Below are 24,701 nucleotides of genomic sequence, written 5' to 3'. Positions count from 1 at the left end.
ATCTTGCTGGTGTCCGAGGGGGGACTTGAACCCCCACGCCCGATAAAGGGCACTAGCACCTCAAGCTAGCGCGTCTGCCATTCCGCCACCCGGACAAGGTGTCTGTCTCCCGGCCATGGGCCGTTCCGACGTGGAAAACCATAGCAAACATTCGACTGTGCTCGATCACGCCCCGGTCCGGTGAGACGGCCGCATGGCGGCGGACAGTCGCCCTTGGGGTACCGGGCCCAGCGCGGGAGGATGAGGGGGAACCACCAGCAGCGACAGTGGGAGGAATCAGCGTGAGCGAGTCGAACAGGGCTGACAAGACCAGGCCCGTCTCGGGTGAGGACGAGGTCGTCGACCTCTGCCGTGAGCTGATCCGGATCGATACGAGCAACTACGGCGACCACTCGGGCCCGGGAGAGCGGGCCGCCGCGGAGTACATCGCGGAGAAGCTCGCCGAGGTCGGGCTCGAGCCGCAGATCTTCGAGTCCCACAAGGGCCGCGCCTCCACAGTGGCCCGGATCGAGGGCGAGGACCCCTCCAGGCCGGCGCTGCTCATCCACGGCCACACCGATGTCGTACCGGCGAACGCCGACGACTGGACGCATCACCCCTTCTCCGGCGAGATCGCGGACGGCTGTGTCTGGGGCCGCGGCGCGGTCGACATGAAGGACATGGACGCGATGACACTCGCGGTCGTACGTGACCGGCTGCGCACCGGCCGCAAGCCCCCGCGCGACATCGTCCTGGCCTTCCTCGCCGACGAGGAGGCCGGCGGCACCTACGGGGCACGGCACTTGGTCGACAAGCACCCGGATCTCTTCGAGGGCGTGACGGAGGCGATCGGCGAGGTCGGCGGCTTCTCCTTCACCGTCAACGAGAAACTGCGGCTGTATCTCGTCGAGACGGCCCAGAAGGGCATGCACTGGATGCGCCTCACCGTGGACGGCACCGCCGGGCACGGGTCGATGACCAACAACGACAACGCCATCACCGAGCTCTGCGAGGCCGTCGGCCGGCTCGGCCGGCACACCTGGCCGGTCAGGATGACCAAGACCGTACGGTCCTTCCTGGATGAGCTCTCCGACGCGCTCGGCACTCCGCTCGACCCGGAGGACATGGAGGCGACGCTCGCCAAGCTCGGCGGTATCGCGAAGATGGTCGGCGCCACCCTCCGCAACTCCGCCGCCCCCACGATGCTCGGCGCCGGCTACAAGGTGAACGTCATCCCGGGGCAGGCGACCGCCCATGTCGACGGACGCTTCCTGCCGGGGTACGAGCAGGAGTTCCTGGCCGACCTCGACCGGCTGCTCGGCCCCCGGGTCAAGCGGGAGGACGTGCACGGCGACAAGGCGCTGGAGACCAGCTTCGACGGCGCTCTCGTCGACGCGATGCAGGTCGCGCTCAAGGCCGAGGACCCGATCGCCCGGGCCGTTCCGTACATGCTCTCCGGCGGCACCGACGCCAAGTCCTTCGACGATCTCGGCATCCGCTGCTTCGGCTTCGCGCCGCTCAAGCTGCCGCCGGAGCTGGACTTCGCGGGCATGTTCCACGGGGTGGACGAGCGGGTGCCGGTGGAGGGCCTGACGTTCGGTGTGCGGGTGCTTGACCGATTCCTGGACCAGTGCTGAACCGTCGGGAGTGAAATCTGCTGAGACGAAACTCCAATAATCGCCAGCCTGTACGCAGTTGACTGAAAAGAGTGAAAAGAACACTGGGCGCGTAGCCCCCCTGCTTCCTCCTCGTTACAGGTGGTGCGGTCCACGGCTGGGATCGCATTGCCAACAAGGAGGAATAATGATCAAGAAGGTCGTCGCTGCTGCGGCTGTCACCGGTGGTCTGGTGCTCGCGGGTGCGGGCGTGGCCATGGCCGACGCGGGTGCCCAGGGTGCTGCTGTTCACTCTCCCGGTGTGCTCTCCGGCAACGTCATTCAGGCGCCCATCCACGTGCCGGTGAATGTGTGCGGCAACACGGTCTCGGTGATCGGGCTGCTGAACCCCGCCTTCGGCAACACCTGCGTCAACTACTGACGTTGTGACTCGGCCCGTAAGGGTTTGGGTTTGAACCCGGGCGGTCCCGGAGTGCGCGCCATGCACACCGGGACCGCCCGGGCATTCCACCCCGGGCACCGAAGTCCGGGGGTATTCCTGAAGCTGGAAGGCGGGAATCAACCTATGCGACAGGTCACTCGCAAGGGCCTGATCACCATGGCGGCCGCGGGCGGCGTACTCGCTCTCGGCGGCGGTTATGCGCACGCGGATGCGGGGGCAAACGGAAGCGCGTCGAATTCACCGGGCGTACTGTCCGGAAACTCGGTCCAGGCTCCGGTGGACGTCCCCGTCAACGTGTGCGGGAACACCGTGAATGTCGTCGCGCTGCTCAACCCCGTCGGCGGCAATCGCTGCGCCAACGAGTCCTCCGGGTCCGGGCCCGGGGGTGGCTCTCACGCCGGCGGGTCCCAGGCGGGCGGGGGAACCAGCAATTCTCCCGGCGTCGGCTCGGGCAACCATGTCCAGGCGCCGGTCGACGTTCCCGTGAACGTCTGCGGGAACGCCGTCACCATCGGCGGCCTCGGCAACGCCGCCATGGGCAACGACTGCGGCAACGACACGGGCGACACCCCGCCCGGAAACCCGGGCAATCCGGGTCACCCGGGGGAGCCCGGAAATCCGAGTAATCCAGGCAACCCCGGCAACCCCGGAGAGCCGGGCAATCCCGGCGGGCCTGGGACCCCTGGCGGGCCGGGAACCCCTGGCGGGCCGGGAACCCCTGGTGGACCCGGGACCCCTGGTGGGCCGGGTGCGCCGGAGGTGCCGGTCACTCCGTACGAGCCGAACACCCCCGGCGCGCAGTCCATCACCCAGCCCAAGGGTGCCGAGCAGCTCGCGCAGACCGGCACCGGTCCGCTCGACATGCTCGTCCCGGCGGGTGCGGGGCTGCTGCTCGCGGGAGCGGTGCTGTACCGGCGGGCTCGCGCCTCCGCGTAGGTGCGCAGCCACATCGGTAGGAATCAGTACAAAACGGAGCGGGCCCCGCGCATGCGGGCCCGCTCCGTCTCACTCGCTCACCAGGTGGCGCGCACCTGACGGATGATGCGCCGGCGCAGCCGCACCCTGCGGCTGCCGTCCCGGTGCAGACTCAGTCGGTCCAACTCCCAGTGTCCGTACTCGGCATGTTCGGTCAGCAGACGGGTCGCTTCCTTGCGGGAGACCCCGCGCGGCACGTACACGTCGACAAATTCGTATTCCGGCATCGCATCTATTGTGCGGGCAGAGCCCAGGTACGGATAGCGTCTGCACTATGTCTGATGCTGCGCAGCCCACCGCTGCCGAGGTACGTGCCGCCGCCGAGGCGGTCAAAGCCGCACTGGACCGTCACCTCGAGGCGGTCGAACACCGCACGGGCGAGGACGACCCGGCCGTTTATGACGCGTTCAACATCCTTGCCGCGGCGGCGGAGGCGTACGACGAGCGGCTCTACGACCGCTACGACGAGGTGACTCCTTTCGAGATCCCGGGCGCGGACGATTCACTGCCGCCGTACGCGGGTCCCGAGGAGCCGAACTCGCTCAGCGTGCTGATCCGCCGGGACTACGCGGTGGTGGAGCCGCAGCGGCTGCTGGCACAGGCACAGCGCATCGCAGATCTGGATCCCGATGACGACCGGTCGGAGAACGCCCCGGTGGTGGGCGCGAGCGTGCATGCGGCGCTCGGCGTGCTCTTCGGCGAGTTCGAACCGGACGAAATCGCCTCCCGGCACAAGGAGTTCGGTCTGGAGGAGGGCGACTCGACGCTGTGGGTGTCGGCCTCGGACGACCTTCCGGAACCGGGCGAGTGGCTGAGTACGCCCTTCGATCAGGCGGATCCGCAGCGGGTCGTCTGCCGCTTCGACGTCAGTTCGGTCTTCGACGAGGACGAGCTGGGCGAGGACCTGGACGAAGCGGAGTCCTGACGCCGCTTGTCCCGCACGGCGCGGCCGCCCACCGGTAAGGAGGGCGGCCGCGCCGTGCGGTCATCGGCAGGCCCTCCTACGTCGTCGGCGCGAGGAGCCCTTCGAGCAGGGGCCGCAGCCGCGTGGTGCGGTCCTGGGCCGGTACCTCGGCGACCGCGCGCTGCAGCGCCTGATCCGCTCCGTGCACCACGGACAGATGCCGTTCGCCGCGGCTGAACGCGGTGTAGACCCACGGCCGGCTCAGCGCCTGGGCCGCGTCCCCCGGCAGCACCACGACCGCCGCGGGCCAGCGCATCCCGGCCGCCTGGTGCGCGGTCAGCGCCCAGCCGTGGCGCACCGCCGACTCGACCCGCTCCTTCGGTACGACGGCGGGCGTGCCCTCGCAGTCCAGGTGCAGGCCCTCCCCGTCCGCCGAGACGACCGTGCCGCTCAGGGTCCGGCCGGGGGCGGGTGCGTAGGCGACCCGGTCGCCCGGGTCGAAGCCGCCGAACCGGCCGGGCCCGGGATTCAGCCGCTGCTTGAGCGCGGCGTTGAGCGCCCGGGTCCCCGCGGAGCCGCCGTGTCCCACGGCGATCACCTGGGTCTCCTCGGTCGGCACGCCGATCGCCCGCGGCACCGAGTCCGCGACGAGCTGCACCGTACGGTGGACCGCCTCGCCCGCGTCACGGACCGGGACGATGACGACCTCCTTGCCCGGCGCCTCCACCTGGTTCAGCTCGCCGATGCCGATGCCCGAGACCAGCTCACCGATCGGGCCGGGGTCCGGCGTACGCGAAGCGATCTGCGGGCAGACCCGGGCGGCGAGCACATCCGCGAACACCCGGCCCGCACCCGCCGAGGACAGCACACCCGGGTCGCCGCTGAGCACCAGCCGACTGCTGTCGGGCATCGACTCCACCAGCATCGCGGCGGTCTCGACGTCCAACTGCGGTGCGTCCAGCACGACGAGAAGGTCGAGTGCGAACGCCCCGTCCGCGTCCCTGCCGGGGCCCTCGGCACCGGAGAGCAGCCCGGCGACGGTGACCGCCGCGGGGCCGAGCCGACGGCTCCCGTTCTCGCTGTGGACCGCGACGACCGCCCGCAGGCCGAGCGCGCCGGAGGCGTCGGCGAGCGCGACCGGCTCGGCGCGCGCCGCCTCACCGCCCGTATGCGCGACCAGGCCACTGGCGGCGACCGCGCGGACCAGCTCTGTGGGCTCGGCCGCCTCCCACCTGGCGTCCGCACCGGACTTGGCCAGCCGCGCCAGACCGTCCGCGAGACTCTCCTCGGCGAGTGCGTACCGGTCGAGCCCCAGCAGGACCGGCACTGCCTGCTGCTCGGAGTCCTCGGTGTCCTCCCCGTCCGCGGCCTGCTCGACGTCCTCGACGCCGTCCTGGAACACCAGCACCGCGCCCTCGGCGATGGCCTGCTGCAGTGCCTCGTCCGGATCGGGCACCGACCGCTCGGCCAGCGCCGCGCGCACGGACGAGGACTCCAGTGCGGTGTGGCCCTGGAGCGCCGCGCGCTCCAGCTGCCAGCCGACGAGAGCCGCCGCCCGGCGTTCGTCACCCGGGCCGCACTCCGCACCGAGCAGCGCACGCGCGAAGCCGTCGGCCTGCTCCGGCCGGACGCCGGGCACGGACAGCAGCCGCCACGGGTCCTCGCGCAGGGCGTCCGCGGCCCGCTCCCCGAGCGCGCTCGCCACCTGTGCGGCCAGCGACTCGGGTGCCCCGCCCTCGGCGAGCACCGCCCGCACGGTCGTCACGGTCTCCGGCGCGGTCGCCCGCGGTGCCTGTGCGGGCTGCGGAACCCGGGGCCGTACGGGCTCGGCGGCCGCGGGAGCGGGGCGCCTGGGGGCGGGCGCGGGGGAGTCGAAGAAGGCGGTGCCGGACTTCTCGCCGCTCTCCACCGCCCGTACCGCCGCGAGCAGATCGGCGGCGGTCCCGCTCAGCTTGGTGCCGCTCTCGATGGGCGCGTCCTTCTCGGCCTTCCGCTGCTCGATCTTGGCCCGCAGCTCCCGCTGCGCGATCAGCTCGGCCTCGGCCTCGGACGGCTCGGCGGCCTTCTCCGGCTCTGTCCTGTCGGTGCCACCCGCCTCGACGGCGCCACCCGCCTCGCCACCCGCGTCAGCGCCCGCCCCTTCGGCCGAACCGTCATCGGTGACGTCCGCGCTCGCGGGCGCAGCCACCTCGTCGGTGCCCGGTGCCGGGGCGGCGGCCTCGTCCGTGGGGGCGCGGTCCTCCGCCGGGGATCCGGGGGGCGTCCCCCGGGAAGGCACAGTCACAGCGTGCTCCAGTCCTGGTCGGGATAGCGGTGCACGGGCGCCGACACATCGTCGAGCGCCTGGCAGATCTCGTGAGGAAGACTAAGCGCCTCCACTGACAATGCGGCCGTGAGCTGCTGAGCGTTGCGCGCGCCGACGATCGGGGCCACCACTCCGGGCCGGTCCCGCACCCACGCCAGCGCCACCTGGAGCGCCGTCGCCGCCAGCCCGTCCGCCGCCGTCGCCACCGCGTCCACGATCCGGCTCGCCGCTTCGTCGAGATACGGCTCCACGAACGGCGCCAACCGCTCCGAGGCGCCCCGCGAATCCGCCGGAGTCGCATGCCGGTACTTGCCCGTCAGTACTCCGCGACCCAGCGGCGACGACGGCAGCAGGCCGACCCCCAGATCGAGCGCCGCCGGCAGCACCTCCCGCTCGACTCCCCGCTGCAGCAGTGAGTACTCCATCTGCGTACTCGCCAGCCGCGTCCGTATCCCCGGCGAGGCCAGCTGCCAGGTCGCCGCCTTCGCCAGCTGCCAGCCGCAGAAGTTCGACACCCCCGCGTACCGTGCGCGCCCGCTGCTGACCGCGATGTCCAGCGCCTGGAGCGTCTCCTCCAGCGGGGTCCCCGGATCGAAGGCATGGACCTGCCACAGATCGACGTAGTCCGTCCCGAGCCGCCCCAGCGAGTCGTCCAGCGCCCCGAGCAGATGCCCACGCGAACCGTCGAAGCGGCGGTCCGGGTCGGGCACGCTGCCCGCCTTCGTCGAGATGACCAGATCGCGCCGAGGTACGAGCCGCTCGACGAGCTGCCCCAGCAGATATTCGGAATCCCCGCCGCCGTACACATCGGCGGTGTCCACCAGCGTCCCGCCCGCCTCCCAGAACGCCTTCAGCTGGTCGGCAGCATCATGCTCATCGGTGTCCCGGCCCCAGGTGAGGGTGCCGAGCCCGATCCGGGACACACGCAGGCCGGTACGGCCGAGATGCCTCTGCTCCATGGGCGCTGAGATTACTGGCCATGGGCCCACCCCGAGAGAGCCTGTGGACAACGCCCCCCTGACGAATCGTACGAACCCGCGCTACAGTCCCCGGAACAGGGACGTTACTGATCAGTAAGAGGGAGCGGTTATGCGGCTCGGCATCAACCTCGGCTACTGGGGCGCGGGGATGGACGGCGACAACCTCGCCGTCGCGAAGGAGGCCGACCAGCTCGGCTACGACGTCTGCTGGGCCGCCGAGGCGTACGGCTCCGACGCCCCCACCGTGCTCACCTGGGTCGCCGCGCAGACCGAGCGCATCGACGTCGGCTCCGCCATCATGCAGATCCCGGCCCGTCAGCCCGCCATGACCGCGATGACGGCCGCCACCCTCGACTCCCTCTCCGGCGGCCGCTTCCGGCTCGGCCTCGGCGTCTCGGGCCCGCAGGTCTCCGAGGGCTGGTACGGCATCAAGTTCGACAAGCCGCTCTCCCGCACCCGTGAGTACGTCGAGATCGTCCGCAAGGCGATGTCCCGCGAGCGGCTGTCGTACGAGGGCGAGCACTGGACGCTCCCGCTGCCGGGCGGCCCGGGCAAGCCGATCAAGCTCACCGTCCACCCGGAGCGCGAGCACATCCCGCTCTACATCGCCGCGATCGGCCCCAAGAACCTGGAGCAGACCGGCGAGATCGCGGACGGCGCCCTGCTGATCTTCCCGTCCGCCGACCACCTCGAGGACACCGCGATCAAGCACCTGCGCGCGGGCCGTGAGAAGGCGGGAAAGACGATGGAGGGCTTCGACGTCTGTCCGACGCTGCCGCTCGCCGTCGGTGACGACGTCAACGGACTGGCCGACATGTTCCGTCCGTACACCGCGCTGTACGTCGGCGGCATGGGCAGCCGCAAGCAGAACTTCTACAACCAGCTTGCGCAGCGCATGGGTTACGAGAAGGAAGCCGCCGAGATCCAGGACAAGTACCTCTCCGGCGACAAGCCGGGCGCGGCCGCGGCGGTCCCGCACCAGCTGATCGACCAGACAACTCTGCTGGGCCCGGTGGAGCGGATCGCCGAGCGGATGCAGGCGTACGCCGCTGCAGGTGTCACGACCCTGACCCTCGCCCCGGCCGGCTTCACGCTCGACGAGCGGCTCACAGCCCTGCGCGCCGGCACCGATGCCCTGGAGCGCGCGGGTCTCGCGTAGTACCTGGGGAAGCCTGCGGCCGTGGTGGGGGCTCGGGGGGTCTTCCCCGCCACGGCCGTCACGCAGCACAACGCGCGAAGGCCCACCCCGGTTACGCCCCGTACGAGCCTTGATGTCAGCCGTTCGGCGGAGTTGTCCGGCCCACCTGTTGCCTCGCCTCCCGTACCGCATTTGACTCGTTTGCGGGACGTTCTCACGGAGGTGGCAGTGATGCTTTCGGCCCGAAGTCTTTTCCAGGAAATAATCGACGACGACGACTCCTTCCAGCTCTTCTGCTCGATCGCGGCCAGTGGCGAGACCCAGGGCGGCTGGGAGAACGGCCGTATCGCCGCCCTCGTGCCCGAGAGCATGCGTGCCCTCGCGCCGAAAATCACCCGGCACGGCGCCGACGAGGACAAGCACGGCCGGCTCTTCAACGCCCTGCTCAAGAAGCGTGGGCTCGAGCCGGTCGCCGTCCCGCCCGAGACCGACTACACGATGCTGCTCGAGAAGCAGGGCATCGGACTCGCCCACGAGAAGCTGCGCCGCGACGAGCCGCTGAGCGAAGAGGACATCGTCGTCTATCTCTCGCACAGCAGGGTCACCGAACAGCGGGCCGCCGACCAGATGGACATGCTGGTGAAGCACTTCGGCGACCACCCCGAACTCGGCAGGGCGATCACCATGATCTGCCACGACGAGGACAACCATCTGTCGTACTGCCACGAGGAGTTGCTGCGTCTCGTTGCCGCTGGGCACGGCCGGACGATCCAGCGGGTGCTGCGCGAGAGCGCACTCGCCGAGATCAAGGTCTACCGCGATGTGAGCCTCGCGGTGATGGACCACATGGGGCGTCTGCTGCACTGGCCCAAGCCCAAGTCCGCGGCGCTCGCCGCGGGCATCCACGCCATGTACGCGTACGAGAGGTTCGGCGGCTGGCACGGGATGGTCAGCCTGAAGATGCCGCAGCGCCGCGGCACACTCGACGGACCCGCCGCGCCCGCGCCCGCGTTCTAGGCCGTGTCCGACAAATCCGCGAGGGCGCCGGAGGGACCTACAGCCAGCCGCGGCGCTTGAACTGCCGGAACAGCCCCCATACCGCCCCTGCCATCAGAAGCAGCACAACCGGGTATGCCCACACCCACCGCAGCTCCGGCATGTGGTCGAAGTTCATTCCGTAGATCCCCGCGACCATCGTGGGGACCGCGATCATGGCCGCCCACGCCGAGATCTTGCGCAAGTCGTCGTTCTGCCGCACGCCCATCTGCGCGAGATGGGCGGACAGGACGTCCGACAGCAGCCGGTCGAGACCCTCCACCTGCTCGTTCGCTCGCATCAGATGGTCGTTGACGTCCCGGAAGAACGGCTGCGAGTGCTCATGAACGAACGGAACGGCCGCGCTCGCAAGACGGGCCATCGGAGCGGACAGCGGTGCGGCGGCGCGGCGGAACTCCAGCACCTGCCGCTTGAAGGTGTAGATCCGCTCCGCGCTGTTGCGTGCGCCGCGGCCGACGGGTGCGAAGACCTCGGTCTCCAACTCCTCCAGGTCCACCTGGAGCTCGGCGGCGACGTCGATGTAGTGGTCGACGACCGCGTCACTGATCGCGTACAGCACCGCCGTCGGGCCGTGCTTGAGCACCTTCGGATCGGCCTCCAGACGTACGCGTACGGCGTGCAGCGGAGAGCCCTCCCCGTGCCGGACCGTCACCACGAACGAGTCGCCGATGAAGACCATCAGCTCGCCGGTGGTGACGGTGCCGCTCTTCTGGTCGTAGACGACCGGCTTGAGGACCGCGAACAGCGAGTCGTCGTAGACCTCGAGCTTGGGGCGCTGGTGAGCGTTGAGTGCGTCCTCAACCGCCAGCGGATGCAGCGCGAACTCCGCCGATACGTGGTCGAACTCCTTCTCGGTCGGCTCGTAGAGACCGATCCAGAGAAAGGCGTCGCCGGTGGCCCGTGCCTCGGCCAGGGCATCGGAGAGGTCGGACGGACCCTCGGTCCGGCGCCCGTCGCGGTAAATGGCAGAGTCCACGATCACGGCGCGCATTCTTCCGTGTCCACGGCCCGGACGCACCCCCGCGGGTCGGTCGCTCTAGGCTGATCGGCATGGCCACGCTGATCCTCGTACGCCACGGACGTTCCACCGCCAACACCGCGGGGGTGCTCGCGGGCTGGACGCCGGGCGTCTGCCTGGACGAGCGCGGCGCTGCCCAGGCGGCCGCGCTGCCCGAGCGGCTTGCCGCGGTGCCGCTCGCCGCCGCCGTCGCGAGCCCGCTGGAGCGCTGCGTACAGACCCTGCAGCCGCTGCTGGACGCCCGGCCCGGTCTTGAGCTGCACACCGACGAGCGGATCGGTGAGTGCCACTACGGCGACTGGTCGGGGCGCAAGCTCGCGGAACTCGCCGACGAGCCGCTGATGGAGGTCGTGCAGCAGCATCCGTCCGCCGCGACGTTCCCCGGCGGCGAGTCGATGCGGGCGATGCAGGCGCGTTCCGTCGACGCGGTACGCGACTGGAACGCGCGCGTGGACGCGGCGCACGGCGAGGACGCGGCGTATGTGATGTGCTCGCACGGCGACATCATCAAGTCCTTGGTGGCGGACGCGCTCGGCATGCATCTCGATCTCTTCCAGCGGATCCATGTGGAGCCGTGCTCCGTCACCGCGATCCGCTACACCCGCACCCGTCCGTTCCTTCTGCGCCTCGGTGACACCGGGGACTTCGGCTCCCTGGCACCGCGTGAGAGCGGTGGTGGCGGGGCCGGTGTCGTAGGAGGCGGCGCGGGCGCACCGTGATCGCTTCGCGCAGTAGGGTGGACGGGCCGAAAACCCGTACGCCCGCTCGACAGTCGTCCGAGTCCGTCCGACACCCGTCGGTGCCGACAGATCCCAAGGGAGAGAGAACGTGTCCCGTCAGGTGTTCCTCTACGACCCGCCGGACCGTTTCGTGGCCGGTACGGTCGGGCTGCCTGGACGCCGTACGTTCTTCCTGCAGGCTTCCGCCTTGGGGCGCGTGACCAGCGTCGCCCTGGAGAAGACCCAGGTGGCCGCACTCGCCGAGCGGATCGACGAGCTGCTGGACGAGGTGGTACGCCGCACCGGGGGCAACGCGCCGGTACCGGCCGTCGCGCCGGCAGACGTCGCGGACACCGCGCCGCTGGACGCGCCGGTCGAGGAGGAGTTCCGGGTCGGCACGATGGCGCTGGCCTGGGACGGCGAGGAACAGCGCATGATCGTCGAGGCGCAGGCGCTGGTGGAGCTGGACGCGGACTCCGAGGAGGACCTCGCAGAGGCCGAGGAGCGGCTGCTGCAGGACGAGGAGAACGGTCCGCCGATGCTGCGCGTACGGCTGACCGGATCGCAGGCCAGGGCCTTCGCCAAACGCGCGCTGGAGGTGGTGAACGCCGGCCGGCCGCCGTGCCCGCTGTGCAGCCTGCCGCTCGATCCGGAAGGACACGTATGCCCGCGCCAGAACGGATACCGCCGGGGCGCGTGACCTCGGTGGACCTGCTTGCCAAGGGTGAGCTCACTGTGCGCGGCCGGGTCCGCGAGGCGTCCAACGCGGTGCTGTACTGCTCCGTCTCGTACGAGGGCGAAAAGGCCCACTGCGTCTACAAGCCGGTCGCCGGGGAACGGCCGCTGTGGGACTTCCCGGACGGGACGCTCGCGCAGCGGGAGGTGGCGGCGTACGAGCTCTGTGAGGCGATGGGGTGGAGTCTCGTCCCGCCGACCGTCCTGCGGGACGGGCCGTACGGCGAGGGCATGGTCCAGCTCTGGATCGAGGCGGACCCGTCGGCGTCCCTGCTGGCCCTGGTCGAGGACGAGGAGCCAGGAGAGGGCTGGAAGGCGGTCGGCTTCGCGGAGGTGGGCGAGGGGCGTACGGCGCTGCTGGTCCACGCGGACGACGCACGGCTGCGGCGTCTCGCGGTGCTGGACGCGGTGATCAACAACGGGGACCGCAAGGGCGGGCATCTGCTGCCGACGGTGGACGGGGCGCTGTACGCGATCGACCACGGGGTCACGTTCAACGTGGACGACAAACTGCGGACGCTGCTGTGGGGGTGGGCGGGGGAGTCCCTGCCGCCGGAGGCGGCGGAGTCCCTCGCCACGCTGGCCGCGGCCCTGGGCGAGGGCACACCGCTCACCACCCGTCTGGCGGAACTGCTGACGTCGGCGGAGGTGGAGGCGCTGCGGGGCAGGGTGGACGCGCTGCGGGAGTCGGGGCGGCATCCGGGGCCGTCGGGGGAGTGGCCGGCGATTCCCTGGCCGCCGGTGTGAGGTGGGGGGTGTGTTTCCCCCACCCCACCCCGGCCCTTCCCGAACCGGGGGCAAGACCCCCGAACCCAGGGGGAGGTAGGTGAGACCCCAACGGGCACCGGACAAGACCGGGTGCCCACACAGGACCCCGCACCCCCAGGACCCCGAATCCCGCCAAGTCGAGTGATCCGGTTCGTATGCGGAACACCCGTCCGGTTAGGCTCATGACATGTATGCCTGGCCCGCTTCTGAGGTCCCCGCCCTGCCTGGTGAGGGCCGCGACCTCCAGATCCACGACACCGCGACCCAGGGGACGATCACCCTCGACCCCGGTCCCGTCGCCCGTATCTACGTCTGCGGCATCACGCCGTACGACGCGACCCACATGGGTCACGCGGCGACCTACAACGCGTTCGACCTCGTTCAGCGCGTGTGGCTCGACACCAAGCGGCAGGTTCACTACGTCCAGAACGTGACCGACGTCGACGACCCCCTCCTCGAGCGGGCGATCCGCGACGGTCACGACTGGACCGAGCTCGCCGAGCGGGAGACCGCACTGTTCCGCGAGGACATGACCGCCCTGCGCATGCTCCCGCCACAGCACTACATAGGCGCCGTCGAGGCGATACCCGGCATCGTGCCGCTCGTCGAGCGCCTCCGCGACGCCGGTGCCGCGTACGAGCTCGAGGGCGACGTGTACTTCTCCGTGGAGGCCGATCCGCACTTCGGGGAGGTGTCCAATCTCGACGCCGAAGCCATGCGGCTGCTGTCCGCCGAGCGCGGCGGCGACCCCGACCGGCCAGGCAAGAAGAACCCGCTCGACCCGATGCTGTGGATGTCCGCCCGCGAGGGCGAGCCGAGTTGGGACGGCGGCACTCTCGGCCGCGGCCGGCCCGGCTGGCACATCGAGTGCGTCGCCATCGCCCTGGATCACCTCGGCATGGGCTTCGACGTGCAGGGCGGCGGATCCGATCTCACCTTCCCGCACCACGAGATGGGGGCGTCGCATGCCCAGGCGCTCACCGGCGAGTACCCCTTCGCCAAGGCGTACGTGCACGCCGGCATGGTCGCGCTCAACGGCGAGAAGATGTCCAAGTCCAAGGGCAACCTGGTCTTCGTGTCCAAGCTGCGCCGCGACGGCGTGGACCCCGCCGCGATCCGGCTCGCGCTGCTCTCGCACCACTACCGGGCCGACTGGGAGTGGACGGACGCCGTGCTCGAAGAGGCGCAGCAGCGCCTCGGGCGCTGGCGCGCGGCCGTCTCCCGGCCCGACGGGCCGTCCGCCGACGACCTCGTCGAGGAGATCCGCGAGGCCCTCGCGAACGACCTCGACGCCCCCGCCGCGCTCCTCGCCGTGGACCGCTGGGCCGCGCTCCAGGAGTCGGACGGCGGTACGGACGAGGGGGCGCCAGGTCTGGTGTCCCGCGCCGTCGACGCCCTCCTGGGCGTAGCGCTCTAGGACCTGAACCCCACCGGTTAACCCTCCGGCCGCTCCGGGACGCGCGATAAGTCCAGGAGCGGCCGGACATAAGTCCATGGTCGTGTACGCGCCAACGCGTTAGACACACGCCATGACACCAAAACGGTTCAGATCAGCGGTCGTTGCCGCCCTGATCGGGTTGCTCGCCGCCGTCACCGGCCCTGCCGGCAGCGCGCAGGCCGAGCCCGCCGATACGACAGTGGGTGACGTCACCGGCTTCGCGCACGACGGCCCCGTCTACCGGCTCACGGCCGGCAACGCCGTCGCCCGCGTCAGCTTCGTCTCCGGCGAGACCTTCCGTATCGAACTCGCCCCGGACGGCACCTTCACCGACCCCACCGGCCAGGACATCGTCCTGCCCCAGGGCGCCCCGCCCGCCACCCACTGGAGCGACAAGGGCGACCGCTATGAACTCGGCACCTCCAAGGTCACCCTGCGCGCCTACAAGTCGCCCCTGCGCTTCGCCCTCCACCGCGCCGACGGCACCCAGCTCTGGGCCGAGACCACGGGCCTGACCTGGGGCCGGGACAAGACCACCCAGACCCTCGCCCGTGGCACGGCCGAGCAGTACTACGGCGCCGGAATGCAGAACGGCCGCGGCAACACCTCCCACCGCGGCAAGACCGTCGAGGTCGGCGTCGACTACAACTGGGACGACGGCGGGCACCCCAACTCCGTGCCGTTCTACCTCTCCTCGGAGGGATACGGCGTCTACCGCAACACGTACGCACCCAACACATACGCGTTCAACGACCCGGTGACGGCCACCGCCAAGGAACAGCGCTTCGACGCCTACTACTTCGCGGGTCCCAGCGCCAAGGACGTCATCGGCCAGTACACGAAGCTGACCGGCAAGCCCTTCCTGCCACCCGTCTACGGTCTCGAGATCGGCGACGCCGACTGCTACTTGCACAACGCCAACCGGGGCGAGCGGCACACTCTCGACGCCCTCAAGGTCGCCGACGGGTATGTGCAGAACGACATGCCCAACGGCTGGATGCTCGTCAACGACGGCTATGGGTGCGGATACGAGGACCTGGCGGAAACGGCCAAGGGGCTCCAGGACCGCAAGACGCAGATGGGCCTGTGGACCGAGGACGGCATCGGCAAGCTCGCCGAGCAGGTCAGGGCAGGACAGCGCGTCGCCAAACTGGATGTCGCCTGGGTCGGCGACGGCTACAAGTTCGCCCTCGACGGCTGCAAGGACGCGTACAAGGGGATCGAGGAGAACAGCGACGCCCGCGGCTTCACCTGGGCGCCGGAGAGCTGGTCGGGCGCGCAGCGATGCGGAGTGCAGTGGTCCGGCGACCAGTCCGGCAGCTGGGAGTACATCCGCTGGCAGATCCCGACCTACGCCGGCGCGAGCATGTCCGGACTCGCCTACACGACCGGCGACGTGGACGGAATCTTCGGCGGCAGCCCCAAGACGTACGCCCGTGATCTGCAGTGGAAGATGTTCCTGCCGGTCACGATGACGATGGACGGCTGGGCGGCGAGCGATAAGCAGCCCTTCCGGTACGGAGAGCCGTACACCTCCGTCAACCGCGACTACCTCAAGCTGCACGAGTCGCTGCTGCCGTACATCTACTCCTACGCGCACGAGGCGACCCGGACGGGCGTCGGGCTCGCCAGGCCGCTCGCGCTCGAGTACCCGGACGACCCCGAGGCGGCGACGGACGCGGCCAAGTACGAGTTCCTGAGCGGCGAGGACTTCCTGGTCGCGCCCGTCTACCAGGACGCCGTCGAGCGCGACGGGATCTACCTCCCGAAGGGGACGTGGATCGACTACTGGAGCGGGCGGAGTTACGAAGGTCCCGTCACCGTCGACAACTACAGCGCACCGCTCGACACCCTGCCACTGTTCGTGAAGGCCGGGGCCACCGTCCCGATGTGGCCGGGCATCCGCTCGTACGCCGACCGCACCGCCGGATCCCCGCTCGCCTGGGACATCTACCCGCAGGGGAAGTCGTCCTTCACGCTGTACGAGGACGACGGCGTCACCCGTCAGCACCGCGGCGGCAAGTACGCGACCCAGCGCGCGGATGTCGACGCGCCGCGGAGCGGGGCCGGAGACGTGAGGGTCCGGATCGGTGCGAGCAAGGGCGAGTTCACGGGCAAGCAGTCCACACGCCCGTACCACTTCAGCGTGCACACCGGTGACGCGCCGAGCACGGTGGAGCTCGACGGCCGCGGGCTGCCGAGCCGGAGCTCGAAGGGCGCGTACGAGAGGGCCGCGCAGGGCTGGTGGTACGACCAGGACGACCGCGGTGGCGTGGTGCACGTCAAGACGCCGTCTCTGCGCACCGACCGGGGCTTCGAGCTGGAGCTCGAGGACACCAGCGCGGTCGGCGGCAGGACTCCGGGCGCGGCCGTGTCCGTCTCCGTACCGGCGGGGCAGGAGCTCGGCGCGGGCGCGCCCGGCAAGGTCGCCGTCGATGTCACGGCGGGCGGCCGGGACGCCACCGGGGTACAGGTTTCCCTCAACGCGCCTGCGGGCTGGCAGATCACGCCCGCGCAGACCGTGGACCGTATCCCGGCGGGGACGACGAAGCGCGTCGAGGTGGCCGTCACCCCCGCCGTGGACGCCAAGCCGGGCGAGGCGACGCTGACGGCGGCCGTGCGCCATCGGGCGGCGGGCGTGGACCGTACCTCCGTACAGCGGTTCGCGGTGGGAGTGATGCCGCCACCGCCGGCCGCCGACGCCTGGGCGAGCGACCTGGTGTGGCTGAGGTCCACGAACGGCTACGGGCCCGCCGAACGCGACCGCAGCAACGGCGAGTCGGGGGCGGCGGACGGACATCCGCTCACCCTGGCGGGCACGACGTACGAGAAGGGGATCGGCGTCCACGCGGACTCCGGCATCGAGGTCTACCTCGGCGGCCGCTGCACCTCGCTGACCGCGGACGTCGGCATCGACGACGAGATCAACGGCTATGGGGAGGTGGCCTTCTCGGTCGAGGCGGACGGCAAGGTGCTGTGGACCTCGCCGAAGGTGACGGGGGCGTCGGCGACGGTACCGGTGGATGTGCGGCTGGAGGGGGCGCGGCATGTGCGGCTGAACGTGACCGACACGAATGGGTCGAAGGCGGGGGACCACGGGGACTGGGCCGCGGCGCGCTTCAGTTGCGCGTGAGCCTGTAGCCGGGGCCCGCGCCCCAATCGCCGGCGGGGCTGAGCTTCGCCGGCGATTGAGGGCGCACGTCCTACTGCTTGTTCACCACGACCGCCTGGATGACGCTGTTCGTGGATTCGTAGAACCCGATGACCTGCTGCCCGAAGGCAAACGCCTCCTGGACCTCGTCATGCGTCACCTGGTTCGGGTTGACCAGCTGCCGCCACGCGTTGTCGATGAACAGGTAGAGGATCGACGGCTGGCCCGGGAACGGCGTGACGACGTCCCAGAACTTCGTGGCGATGCCGCTGGTGATGGCCTGGGCGTCGACCGCGCTCGGCAGCACCATCGGTTGCTGCGACTGCTCCTGGCCGAGCTGCTGGAGCAGCTGCTGGTACGGCTGCTGCTGGCCGAGCTGACGCAGCTGCTGCTGGAGCGGCGGGGCGGTGCTCGCGCCCTGCTGGGCGAACGGCTGCTGCCCGTACTGCTGGTGGCCGTACGGCTGCTGCCCGTACTGCTGACTCATCGTGCTGGGGTTCATCTGCGGGGTGGTGCTCATGCCATGTTCACCTTCCCTTTCGATTCATCCGGCGACGACAAGGCCCACGACCTCGTCGTCCGAGTACCAGACGCGTACGTCCGGCCGTCCCCCCGCGAAGGCGGCATGTACCGCCTGGCGGACCTCGGGGGCGGGGTGGTTGAGGTTGCGCCACGCGCCGGCCACGAACAGCCTCAGGCGCGGGGGAAGTTCACGGGGGTACGGCATCAGTTCGTCCCAGTACTGCTCCGCCTGACCGGACCCGACCGACGAAGGAACCAGCTGGGTGACGGCCGCCTTGATGTCGGGCCGGTTGCCGATGCGCTCCGAGACCGGGCGGCCCGGGGCGTCCTGCTGCGCCGAACCGGTCCTGCGTAACACCTCGCGGGCCCGCTCGGGGCTCATCGGGGCGAGGCCTGCGGCCTTGAGGATGCCCTGCAGGCAGGCCAGTGCGCCGACCACCACCGGCGATGCGGACGAGGTGCCGGAGAAGGTGTCCGTGTACCAGGCGATCTCCTCCGCGCCGCCCTGCAGATCACCGGCCCGGTCCCAGAAGCCGCCGGTCGTGGTGACCTCGCGGCCCCAGCCCTGGGCGTCGAGCCGTGCCCCGTAGTTGGAGAACGCCAGCCGCGAGCGGTCGGGACCGTGGTCGCGGCCGTGCGTCCCGGGCGGGGGAGCGCCCGCTCCTACGAGCACCGCGCCCGAGGCCTGGTTCGACGGGTTGAAGGGATTGCGCCACCACTCGGGGAACGCGTCGGGCCTGCGCTCGTACACCGCGTCGTCCAGGCTCTCGCCGCCGTTGCCCGCCGCCTCCACGACCAGGACGCCCTTCGCCGTCGCCCAGCGGATCGCGGCACAGTCGTCCGGCCACCACTCCACCGCGACATAGCCGCGCTGGTCGTCGCGTACCGCGTAGTCGAACCGCGGGCCCGGCCGGTGGAGCTCGATCAGGAGGAGGTCGCCGGCCAGGAGGCGCTCGGCCGCGGCATGGATGGCCGCGGCGGAGCCGATGCCCTGGAACGACGCAGCCGCGGTCACCGCCTCGGGCGCGATACCGGTGATGCCCTTCTCGTCTCGGTCGCCGCCGATGACGCCGAGGACCGCCGTGCCGTGATTGCGCCAGGCGATGTCCTGGATCGGATGTCCGACGACGATCCCGGCGAGCTTGTCCGCGAGGTCCTCGTGGCCCAGCTGCCAGGCGCCCTCGACGTCGACGACGGTGACGTCCTGGCCCGAGCCGCCCGGCCGCTGCCAGGCCCAGTACGCGTCGACGCCCTCGGGCGCGGGCGCCAGGTAGCCCTGGCGGCCGGTGTAGTCGGGGGTCGCGGGCGCGCCCTCCTTGAGTCGTTTGGCCTCCTCCGGCCGGAGGTTCGGCGGGGCGCCCTGCGGTGTGGTCCGAGCGGGTACGGCGCCGGGCTTGACGTACGCCGTCTCGATCTCGGGGAGTGCGGCCAGCCGCGCGGTCAGCTCCTCGGCCCGCTCGCCGCCGCCCCGTACGCGATAGAAGAGCGAGAGGTCCGGCATCGTGCCCCGGCCGCCGCCGCCGCCGTCGGCCGGTCCGGAGGGCTGCGCGGGCAGGGCGGACCGGATCCGCTCCTCATTGCCGAACACCGGCTCCAGAGCGAGCTGTTCGTCGCTCAGGAACATGTTCAGTGCGGAGATGTCCGCCCCGGAGGCCGACCGTATGCCTTCCGTGCCGGCGCGCAGCCGGGCCTCGGCCCGTGCGACGACGATCAGCTCCGGCTCGGCTCCTTGATAGGTGAATCCAGCTCCGTCGGGTCCAGGGCCCGCAGTTCCGGGGCCCTGACCTGGGAGTGCCTGATCGGTCATCGCTTCGACCGCTCCCTTCGTGCCGTGCTCCATGTCGTGCCGTGGTGGCCACCCTGCTCTCGCCGGGGCGGCGCGTCCACCCCGCTTGCGCGAACTACGTTTGAAATCAAGTCACATGGGAAGCCCATGCATTTCGTCTTGAAGGCGATGTCACCCCACAATTCGGCCAAACACTACGGAGCCGCCTGCTGTGTGCTGAGGTGAGAGCGTCTGTAGAACACTTGTCGGAAGGACGGTCAATGCAACGCTCCTTCGCACGTCGAAGAGTTCTCGGGGCGGTCGCGGCCCTCGGCGGCGCGGCGCTCCTCTCCCCTCTGGGCGGGGTTGCCCGGGCGGCCGAATCCACCAGTGGGCGATGGCCCACGAGTTTCCCGCTGCCGGACGGCTTCCGGCCCGAGGGCGTCACCATCGGATCGAGCCAGTACGCCTATTTCGGGTCGATCGCGAGCGGCGACATCCACCGCGCGTCCCTGGCCACGGGCCAGGGACGGGTCATCAGCCAAGGGCTCGGCGCCGAGCACCCCGTGATCGGACTGAAAATCGACCGGCGCGAGCGGCTGCTGTTCCTCAGCGGCGGCGCGAGCCGGGAGATCCGGGTGGCCGACGTCCGCTCGGGGAAGCTGCTGAGGACCTTCTCCGTCGGCTCGGACACCACGTTCGTCAACGATGTGATCCTCACCCCGGGGGCCGCCTGGTTCACGGATTCGTTCACAGCGCAGATCTACCGGCTCCCGCTCGGCCGGCACGACGAGCCGGGCGACAAGGTCACGACCGTCCCGCTGACCGGTGACTGGGAGCAGGGGACCGGCTTCACGGCCAACGGCATCGAGCGCACCCCGGACGGCCGCGCCCTGCTGATGGTCAACACCGTGGTCGAAGGCGGCTCCCTGATGCGGGTCGATCCGCGTACGGGCGTCGCGCGCCGCGTCGACATCGGCGACACCGAACTCCCGAACGGCGACGGACTGTTGCTGCTCGGCCGCATCCTCTACGTCGTGCAGCAGCAGCAGAACGCCGTCGATGTGCTGCGGCTCAACGAGTCCGGCACCCGTGGCACGGCGATCGCACGCATCACCGATCCCCGCTTCAAGATCCCCACGACGGCGGCGGCCTGGGGCGAGAGGATCTATCTGCCCAACGCCCGCTTCGATGTGACGCCGACACCCGCCACGACGTACGACGCGGTCGCGGTGGACCAGGGCCGCTAGGAGAGATGTGAGAAGGGGCGGCGCCACCGGCGCCGCCCCTTCTCCTCACCTCGATGCCTCAGTCGTCCGAGGAATCTTCCCCGTCGCCCGCTCCGGCCTCCGGCTCGGCCTCGGTGTCCGGCTCCGCCCGCGGCGGCATCGGCGGCCGGGTGCGCCCGCTGGAGGGGTCGCGCAGATACGAACTGCCCTCGCCCCCGTCGGTCGCGTGCCCCGGCCCCCCGTCGCGCCGCCGCAGATACCGCTCGAACTCGCGCGCGATGGCCTCACCCGACGCCTCGGGCAGCTCCGCGGTGTCCCGCGCCTCCTCCAGCGTCTGGACGTACTCCGCCACTTCGCTGTCCTCGGCGGCCAGTTGATCCACCCCGAGCTGCCAGGCCCGGGCGTCCTCGGGCAGTTCACCCAGCGGAATGCGGAGGCCGATGAGGTCCTCGAGACGGTTGAGCAGGGCCAGCGTCGCCTTGGGGTTGGGCGGCTGCGACACATAGTGCGGCACCGCGGCCCACAGGCTCACCGCCGGCACGCCCGCGTGCGTGCAAGCCTCCTGGAGGATGCCGACGATGCCGGTCGGCCCCTCGTACCGGGTCTCTTCCAGATCCATCGTCCTGGCCAGATCCGCGTCCGACGTGATGCCGCTGACCGGCACGGGACGGGTGTGCGGGGTGTCGCCGAGCAGCGCGCCCAGGATCACCACCATCTCGACGCCGAGTTCATGGGCGAAGCCCAGAATCTCGTTGCAGAACGAGCGCCAGCGCATGGACGGCTCGATGCCGCGCACCAGCACCAGGTCGCGCGGCTTGTCGCCGCCGATGCGGACCACGGAGAGCCGGGTGGTGGGCCAGGTGATCTTCCGTACCCCGCCGTCCAGCCACACCGTGGGCCGGTTGACCTGGAAGTCGTAGTAGTCCTCGGCGTCGAGCGCCGCGAACACCTCGCCCTTCCATTCCCGGTCCAGGTGAGCGACCGCGGTGGAGGCGGCGTCGCCGGCGTCGTTCCAGCCCTCGAACGCGGCCACCATGACCGGGTCGATCAGCTCGGGAACCCCCTCGAGCTCGATCACCCAGTGCCTCCTTCCGAAGTTCCCTTGTCCACGCCCCAACCTTACGGCTTACCGGGTGCCCCGCCGCAGCCCCCTTGCACGGCCGGGTGAACTTCCGCTCGATCGGGCATACGTCGGAGAACCAGGGCATCCGGCAGTCGATTCATCCGAGCTGTGGCCGAAACTTTTGCCCCCAACCCTGGACGCTGCCCTCTGGACGGCGCTATACATCGGATGACCAAGAGGTCCGATGTTCGTCTTCCGGGGGTGCGTGCATGAGCCAGACCGTCACGGAGTTCGAGGTTCACGACATCCGCTTCCCCACCTCGGAACAGCTCGACGGCTCGGACGCCATGAACCCGTGGAGCGGGGTCCGGGGCGGACCCCGGCTACAGCGTCGAGCGGAGCCACTGCTCCACGCTCGCGATGTGCACCGTCGCCCATGACCGCGCCGCCTCCCCATCCCTGTCCCGCAGCGCCGACAAGATCGCCCGGTGCTCGTGCAGCGTGCGGCTCGCCGCGTCCTCCTGGGTCAGGCCGCGCCAGACCCTCGCCCGGGTCGTCGGCCCGGAGAGCCCGTCCAGCAGCGAGCACAGCACCGAATTGCCCGACGACTGCACGATGCCGCGGTGGAATTCGAGGTCCGCGGCGACCAGCTCCTCCACCGAAGGGTGCGCCCCCAGCGCATCCAACTGGGCGCTCAGTACGTCCAGTTCGCTCTCGCTGATCCGCGTCGCCGCCATCGCCGTGGCGGCCGGCTCCAGGATGCGGCGTACAGCCAGGAACTCAAGCACCGTGTCGTCCCGGTGGAAGTCCACCACGAAGCTCAGGGCCTCCAGCAGCAACTGCGGGTCCAGGCTGGTGACGTACGTGCCGTCGCCCTGCCGTACGTCGAGGATGCGGATGAGCGACAGCGCGCGCACCGCCTCGCGCAGTGAGTTGCGGGACAGGCCCAGCTCGGCGGCGAGTTCGCTCTCCTTGGGGAGGCGGTCGCCGGGGCTCAGTGCACCCGAGACGATCATTCCCTTGATCTTCTCGATGGCCTCGTCGGTTACGGCCATGGGCGACCTCCAGACATCCGATGTATCAGTCCCCCATTATGCGTCCCAGAGTGTGGTCGGAGCCTCCTTCCGTACGATTGGAGCGATCTCCTCGGCAAATCGCCGCAGGGTTTCGGTCTGTTCCGTCCGGTCGAGCCCGAAGGGATCGAAGTGCCCGGCCTCCGCGCCCTTGCCGGCATGGCACGACAAAGGGGCGGCCCCACACGGGGCCGCCCCTTCAACCGGTGCTGTCAGGCCTTGTTGCCCAGCATGTCCGTCACCTTGGCGCGGACGTCCTCGGTGTCCAGGCCGCGGATCGTCAGCGTCGTACGGCGGCGGAGCACGTCGTCCACCGTCTCGGCCCACTCCTTGTCCCGCGCGTAGACGACCTGCGCCCAGATCTCCGGACCGTCCTCGTGGATCCGCTCGCCGAGCGCCGGGTCCTCGTTGACCAGGCGCGCGATGTCGAACGACAGCGAGCCGTAGTGCGACGCCAGGTGGCGCGCGGTCGCGGGATCCATCCGGGTGCCCGGCTCACTGCCGACCAGCAGCCGGTGCGCGACCGCGTTGGGGTTGGCGACACCGGGCAGCGGCACCCGGCGGACCAGGGACGACATCGGCTCCATGTCCCCGGTCAGGGGGCTGCCGGGCAGTTTCGCCAGCTTGTCCATGACCACCCGGCCGATGTGCCGGTAGGTCGTCCACTTGCCGCCCGCGACGGAGAGCATGCCGCCGGCGCCCTCGGACACAACCGTCTCGCGCTTGGCCTTCTCGACGCCGCCGGGGCCGCCGGGCAGCACCCGCAGGCCCGCGAAGGCGTACGTCATCAGCGAGCGGTCGAGGTCGGCGTCCTTCACCGAGAAGGCCGCCTCGTCCAGGATCTGCTGGATGTCGGACTCGGTGGCGTGGACGTCCGCCGGGTCGCCCTCGTACTTCTCGTCGGTCGTACCCAGGAGCAGTTGGTCCTCCCACGGCAGGGCGAACGTGATGCGGTACTTGTCGATCGGGGTAGCCATGGCGGCCTTCCACGGCGACGTGCGCTTCATCACGATGTGCGCGCCCTTGGAGAGGCGGATGGACGGCATGGAGTGCTTGTCCTCCATGCGCCGCAGGTGGTCCACCCAGGGACCGGTCGCGTTGAGCACGACGCGGGCGTTCACGCCGAACTCAGTGCCGTCGAGGCGGTCCTTGAGCTCCGCGCCCGACACCCTGCCCTGCGTCATGCGCAGACCGGTGACCTCGGCGTGGTTGAGGACGACCGCACCGGACTCGACGGCCGCGCGGACCGTCATGACGGCGACCCGCGAGTCGTTCATCTGGTGGTCGTAGTAGACGGCGACGGCTTTGAGGTTGTCCGTCTTCAGACCCGGGTTGGCGGCGACCGCCTTGGCCGGCGAGATGACCTTGCCTATGCCGTCACCGAAGGCGGACAGCGCCGAGTAGGCGAACACGCCCGCGCCCAGCTTGGCGGCACCCACCGGTCCGCCCTTGTAGACCGGCAGGTAGAAGGTGAGCGGGTTGACCAGGTGCGGGGCCACGTCCTTGGCCAGTACACGCCGCTCGTGGTGGTTCTCCGCCACCAGCCTGACCGCGCCGGTCTGCAGGTACCGCAGCCCGCCGTGGACCAGCTTGGAGGAGGCGGAGGAGGTGGCGCCGGCGAAGTCGCCGGCGTCCACCAGAGCCACCCGCAGCCCGGACTGCGCCGCATGCCAGGCCGTGGAGATGCCCAGGATGCCGCCGCCGATCACCAGGAGGTCGTATGTCGCCTTGGAAAGCTGCTCCCGAGTCGCGGCGCGGCTCGGCAGGGAGCCGGAGGCCGGGTGCGTCCCCAGGGCAGGGACGCTCTGCAGGGTGGTCATCTCGA

General features: G+C 70.5%; 21 protein-coding genes and 1 tRNA gene. 12 read left to right on the top strand and 10 right to left on the bottom strand.

Annotated features, from left to right (window positions below):
• Window positions 1–7: 7 nt before the first annotated feature.
• A tRNA-Leu gene (locus SLUN_RS07875) sits at window positions 8–95 on the bottom strand.
• Window positions 96–281: 186 nt separating this feature from the next.
• On the opposite strand from SLUN_RS07875, the gene SLUN_RS07870 reads away from it, so the two are divergent.
• From SLUN_RS07870 to SLUN_RS07860, 3 genes are all read left to right on the top strand, one after another.
• Window positions 282–1,616 carry a M20/M25/M40 family metallo-hydrolase gene (locus SLUN_RS07870; RefSeq protein WP_108147813.1) on the top strand — a complete coding sequence of 445 codons (1,335 nt, stop codon included), beginning with the start codon at window positions 282–284 and terminating at the stop codon, window positions 1,614–1,616.
• A gap of 166 nt (window positions 1,617–1,782) precedes the next feature.
• Window positions 1,783–2,016: a chaplin ChpH gene (chpH, locus tag SLUN_RS07865; RefSeq protein ID WP_108147812.1), complete on the top strand. Its 234-nt coding sequence runs from the start codon at window positions 1,783–1,785 to the stop codon at window positions 2,014–2,016.
• A gap of 144 nt (window positions 2,017–2,160) precedes the next feature.
• On the top strand, window positions 2,161–2,973 hold the full coding sequence (locus SLUN_RS07860) for a chaplin (RefSeq protein ID WP_108147811.1): 813 nt from the start codon (window positions 2,161–2,163) through the stop codon (window positions 2,971–2,973).
• A 77-nt stretch (window positions 2,974–3,050) separates the two neighbouring features.
• Here the strand turns inward: SLUN_RS07860 and SLUN_RS07855 are convergent, their stop codons facing one another.
• Window positions 3,051–3,239: a DUF5703 family protein gene (locus tag SLUN_RS07855; RefSeq protein WP_071283078.1), complete on the bottom strand. Its 189-nt coding sequence runs from the start codon at window positions 3,237–3,239 to the stop codon at window positions 3,051–3,053.
• Between the two features lie 47 nt (window positions 3,240–3,286).
• On the opposite strand from SLUN_RS07855, the gene SLUN_RS07850 reads away from it, so the two are divergent.
• A complete protein-coding gene (locus SLUN_RS07850) occupies window positions 3,287–3,937 on the top strand; it encodes a hypothetical protein (RefSeq protein ID WP_108147810.1) in 651 nt (216 codons plus the stop codon).
• Window positions 3,938–4,013: 76 nt separating this feature from the next.
• Here SLUN_RS07850 and SLUN_RS07845 read toward each other — a convergent pair whose 3' ends face one another.
• Both SLUN_RS07845 and SLUN_RS07840 read right to left on the bottom strand, forming a co-directional pair.
• Complete coding sequence (locus tag SLUN_RS07845) at window positions 4,014–6,212, bottom strand: helix-hairpin-helix domain-containing protein (RefSeq protein WP_179955312.1); 2,199 nt, start codon at window positions 6,210–6,212, stop codon at window positions 4,014–4,016.
• Window positions 6,197–7,180: an aldo/keto reductase gene (locus tag SLUN_RS07840; protein WP_108147808.1), complete on the bottom strand. Its 984-nt coding sequence runs from the start codon at window positions 7,178–7,180 to the stop codon at window positions 6,197–6,199. The genes SLUN_RS07845 and SLUN_RS07840 overlap by 16 nt, the downstream gene beginning before the upstream one ends.
• Window positions 7,181–7,310: 130 nt before the next feature.
• On the opposite strand from SLUN_RS07840, the gene SLUN_RS07835 reads away from it, so the two are divergent.
• The gene (locus SLUN_RS07835; protein WP_108147807.1) at window positions 7,311–8,360 is read left to right on the top strand and encodes an LLM class F420-dependent oxidoreductase; all 1,050 of its coding nucleotides are present in this window, start codon (window positions 7,311–7,313) and stop codon (window positions 8,358–8,360) included.
• A 210-nt stretch (window positions 8,361–8,570) separates the two neighbouring features.
• The gene (locus tag SLUN_RS07830) at window positions 8,571–9,356 is read left to right on the top strand and encodes a hypothetical protein (protein WP_108147806.1); all 786 of its coding nucleotides are present in this window, start codon (window positions 8,571–8,573) and stop codon (window positions 9,354–9,356) included.
• Window positions 9,357–9,393: 37 nt separating this feature from the next.
• Here SLUN_RS07830 and corA read toward each other — a convergent pair whose 3' ends face one another.
• On the bottom strand, window positions 9,394–10,386 hold the full coding sequence (corA, locus tag SLUN_RS07825; RefSeq protein WP_108147805.1) for a magnesium/cobalt transporter CorA: 993 nt from the start codon (window positions 10,384–10,386) through the stop codon (window positions 9,394–9,396).
• Window positions 10,387–10,445: 59 nt separating this feature from the next.
• Here corA and SLUN_RS07820 point away from each other — a divergent pair, with 59 nt between their 5' ends.
• The 5 genes from SLUN_RS07820 to SLUN_RS07800 all read left to right on the top strand — a co-directional run bounded on the left by SLUN_RS07820 (window position 10,446) and on the right by SLUN_RS07800 (window position 17,206).
• On the top strand, window positions 10,446–11,132 hold the full coding sequence (locus SLUN_RS07820) for a histidine phosphatase family protein (RefSeq protein ID WP_108147804.1): 687 nt from the start codon (window positions 10,446–10,448) through the stop codon (window positions 11,130–11,132).
• 109 nt (window positions 11,133–11,241) lie between these two features.
• Window positions 11,242–11,832 (top strand): DUF3090 domain-containing protein, encoded by a 591-nt coding sequence (locus SLUN_RS07815; protein ID WP_108147803.1) that lies wholly within the window; start codon window positions 11,242–11,244, stop codon window positions 11,830–11,832.
• Window positions 11,796–12,614 (top strand): SCO1664 family protein, encoded by an 819-nt coding sequence (locus tag SLUN_RS07810; RefSeq protein ID WP_108147802.1) that lies wholly within the window; start codon window positions 11,796–11,798, stop codon window positions 12,612–12,614. Before SLUN_RS07815 ends, SLUN_RS07810 begins: the two co-directional genes overlap by 37 nt.
• Window positions 12,615–12,822: 208 nt before the next feature.
• On the top strand, window positions 12,823–14,052 hold the full coding sequence (gene mshC, locus SLUN_RS07805; protein WP_108147801.1) for a cysteine--1-D-myo-inosityl 2-amino-2-deoxy-alpha-D-glucopyranoside ligase: 1,230 nt from the start codon (window positions 12,823–12,825) through the stop codon (window positions 14,050–14,052).
• A gap of 112 nt (window positions 14,053–14,164) precedes the next feature.
• On the top strand, window positions 14,165–17,206 hold the full coding sequence (locus SLUN_RS07800; protein ID WP_108147800.1) for an NPCBM/NEW2 domain-containing protein: 3,042 nt from the start codon (window positions 14,165–14,167) through the stop codon (window positions 17,204–17,206).
• Window positions 17,207–17,276: 70 nt separating this feature from the next.
• Here SLUN_RS07800 and SLUN_RS07795 read toward each other — a convergent pair whose 3' ends face one another.
• On the bottom strand, window positions 17,277–17,744 hold the full coding sequence (locus tag SLUN_RS07795) for a hypothetical protein (RefSeq protein WP_108147799.1): 468 nt from the start codon (window positions 17,742–17,744) through the stop codon (window positions 17,277–17,279).
• A gap of 24 nt (window positions 17,745–17,768) precedes the next feature.
• Entirely contained in the window at window positions 17,769–19,553 is a 1,785-nt protein-coding gene (locus tag SLUN_RS07790; RefSeq protein ID WP_108154580.1) for a S8 family peptidase, read from the bottom strand.
• Between the two features lie 239 nt (window positions 19,554–19,792).
• On the opposite strand from SLUN_RS07790, the gene SLUN_RS07785 reads away from it, so the two are divergent.
• Window positions 19,793–20,761 carry an SMP-30/gluconolactonase/LRE family protein gene (locus tag SLUN_RS07785; RefSeq protein ID WP_108147798.1) on the top strand — a complete coding sequence of 323 codons (969 nt, stop codon included), beginning with the start codon at window positions 19,793–19,795 and terminating at the stop codon, window positions 20,759–20,761.
• A gap of 58 nt (window positions 20,762–20,819) precedes the next feature.
• Here SLUN_RS07785 and SLUN_RS07780 read toward each other — a convergent pair whose 3' ends face one another.
• From SLUN_RS07780 to SLUN_RS07770, 3 genes are all read right to left on the bottom strand, one after another.
• Window positions 20,820–21,818 (bottom strand): PAC2 family protein, encoded by a 999-nt coding sequence (locus tag SLUN_RS07780; RefSeq protein ID WP_108147797.1) that lies wholly within the window; start codon window positions 21,816–21,818, stop codon window positions 20,820–20,822.
• A 368-nt stretch (window positions 21,819–22,186) separates the two neighbouring features.
• Entirely contained in the window at window positions 22,187–22,858 is a 672-nt protein-coding gene (locus SLUN_RS07775; protein WP_108147796.1) for a FadR/GntR family transcriptional regulator, read from the bottom strand.
• A 230-nt stretch (window positions 22,859–23,088) separates the two neighbouring features.
• Window positions 23,089–24,696 carry a glycerol-3-phosphate dehydrogenase/oxidase gene (locus SLUN_RS07770; RefSeq protein WP_108147795.1) on the bottom strand — a complete coding sequence of 536 codons (1,608 nt, stop codon included), beginning with the start codon at window positions 24,694–24,696 and terminating at the stop codon, window positions 23,089–23,091.
• Window positions 24,697–24,701 lie beyond the last annotated feature (5 nt).

Origin of the sequence: Streptomyces lunaelactis, assembly GCF_003054555.1 — a bacterium.
GTDB lineage: Bacteria > Actinomycetota > Actinomycetes > Streptomycetales > Streptomycetaceae > Streptomyces > Streptomyces lunaelactis.
Note: the sequence above shows the minus strand (reverse complement) of the source record. Positions and strands in the feature narration are given on the sequence as shown.

Excerpts from the sequence above, each read along its gene's own strand:
- chpH (WP_108147812.1), top strand. The coding sequence starts at position 1,783 with ATGATCAAGAAGGTCGTCGCTGCTGCGGCTGTCACCGGTGGTCTGGTG.
- SLUN_RS07860 (WP_108147811.1), top strand. The coding sequence starts at position 2,161 with ATGCGACAGGTCACTCGCAAGGGCCTGATCACCATGGCGGCCGCGGGC.
- SLUN_RS07855 (WP_071283078.1), bottom strand. The coding sequence starts at position 3,239 with ATGCCGGAATACGAATTTGTCGACGTGTACGTGCCGCGCGGGGTCTCC.
- SLUN_RS07850 (WP_108147810.1), top strand. The coding sequence starts at position 3,287 with ATGTCTGATGCTGCGCAGCCCACCGCTGCCGAGGTACGTGCCGCCGCC.
- SLUN_RS07840 (WP_108147808.1), bottom strand. The coding sequence starts at position 7,180 with ATGGAGCAGAGGCATCTCGGCCGTACCGGCCTGCGTGTGTCCCGGATC.
- SLUN_RS07835 (WP_108147807.1), top strand. The coding sequence starts at position 7,311 with ATGCGGCTCGGCATCAACCTCGGCTACTGGGGCGCGGGGATGGACGGC.
- SLUN_RS07830 (WP_108147806.1), top strand. The coding sequence starts at position 8,571 with ATGCTTTCGGCCCGAAGTCTTTTCCAGGAAATAATCGACGACGACGAC.
- corA (WP_108147805.1), bottom strand. The coding sequence starts at position 10,386 with ATGCGCGCCGTGATCGTGGACTCTGCCATTTACCGCGACGGGCGCCGG.
- SLUN_RS07820 (WP_108147804.1), top strand. The coding sequence starts at position 10,446 with ATGGCCACGCTGATCCTCGTACGCCACGGACGTTCCACCGCCAACACC.
- SLUN_RS07810 (WP_108147802.1), top strand. The coding sequence starts at position 11,796 with ATGCCCGCGCCAGAACGGATACCGCCGGGGCGCGTGACCTCGGTGGAC.
- mshC (WP_108147801.1), top strand. The coding sequence starts at position 12,823 with ATGTATGCCTGGCCCGCTTCTGAGGTCCCCGCCCTGCCTGGTGAGGGC.
- SLUN_RS07800 (WP_108147800.1), top strand. The coding sequence starts at position 14,165 with ATGACACCAAAACGGTTCAGATCAGCGGTCGTTGCCGCCCTGATCGGG.
- SLUN_RS07795 (WP_108147799.1), bottom strand. The coding sequence starts at position 17,744 with ATGAGCACCACCCCGCAGATGAACCCCAGCACGATGAGTCAGCAGTAC.
- SLUN_RS07790 (WP_108154580.1), bottom strand. The coding sequence starts at position 19,553 with ATGACCGATCAGGCACTCCCAGGTCAGGGCCCCGGAACTGCGGGCCCT.
- SLUN_RS07785 (WP_108147798.1), top strand. The coding sequence starts at position 19,793 with ATGCAACGCTCCTTCGCACGTCGAAGAGTTCTCGGGGCGGTCGCGGCC.
- SLUN_RS07775 (WP_108147796.1), bottom strand. The coding sequence starts at position 22,858 with ATGGCCGTAACCGACGAGGCCATCGAGAAGATCAAGGGAATGATCGTC.
- SLUN_RS07770 (WP_108147795.1), bottom strand. The coding sequence starts at position 24,696 with ATGACCACCCTGCAGAGCGTCCCTGCCCTGGGGACGCACCCGGCCTCC.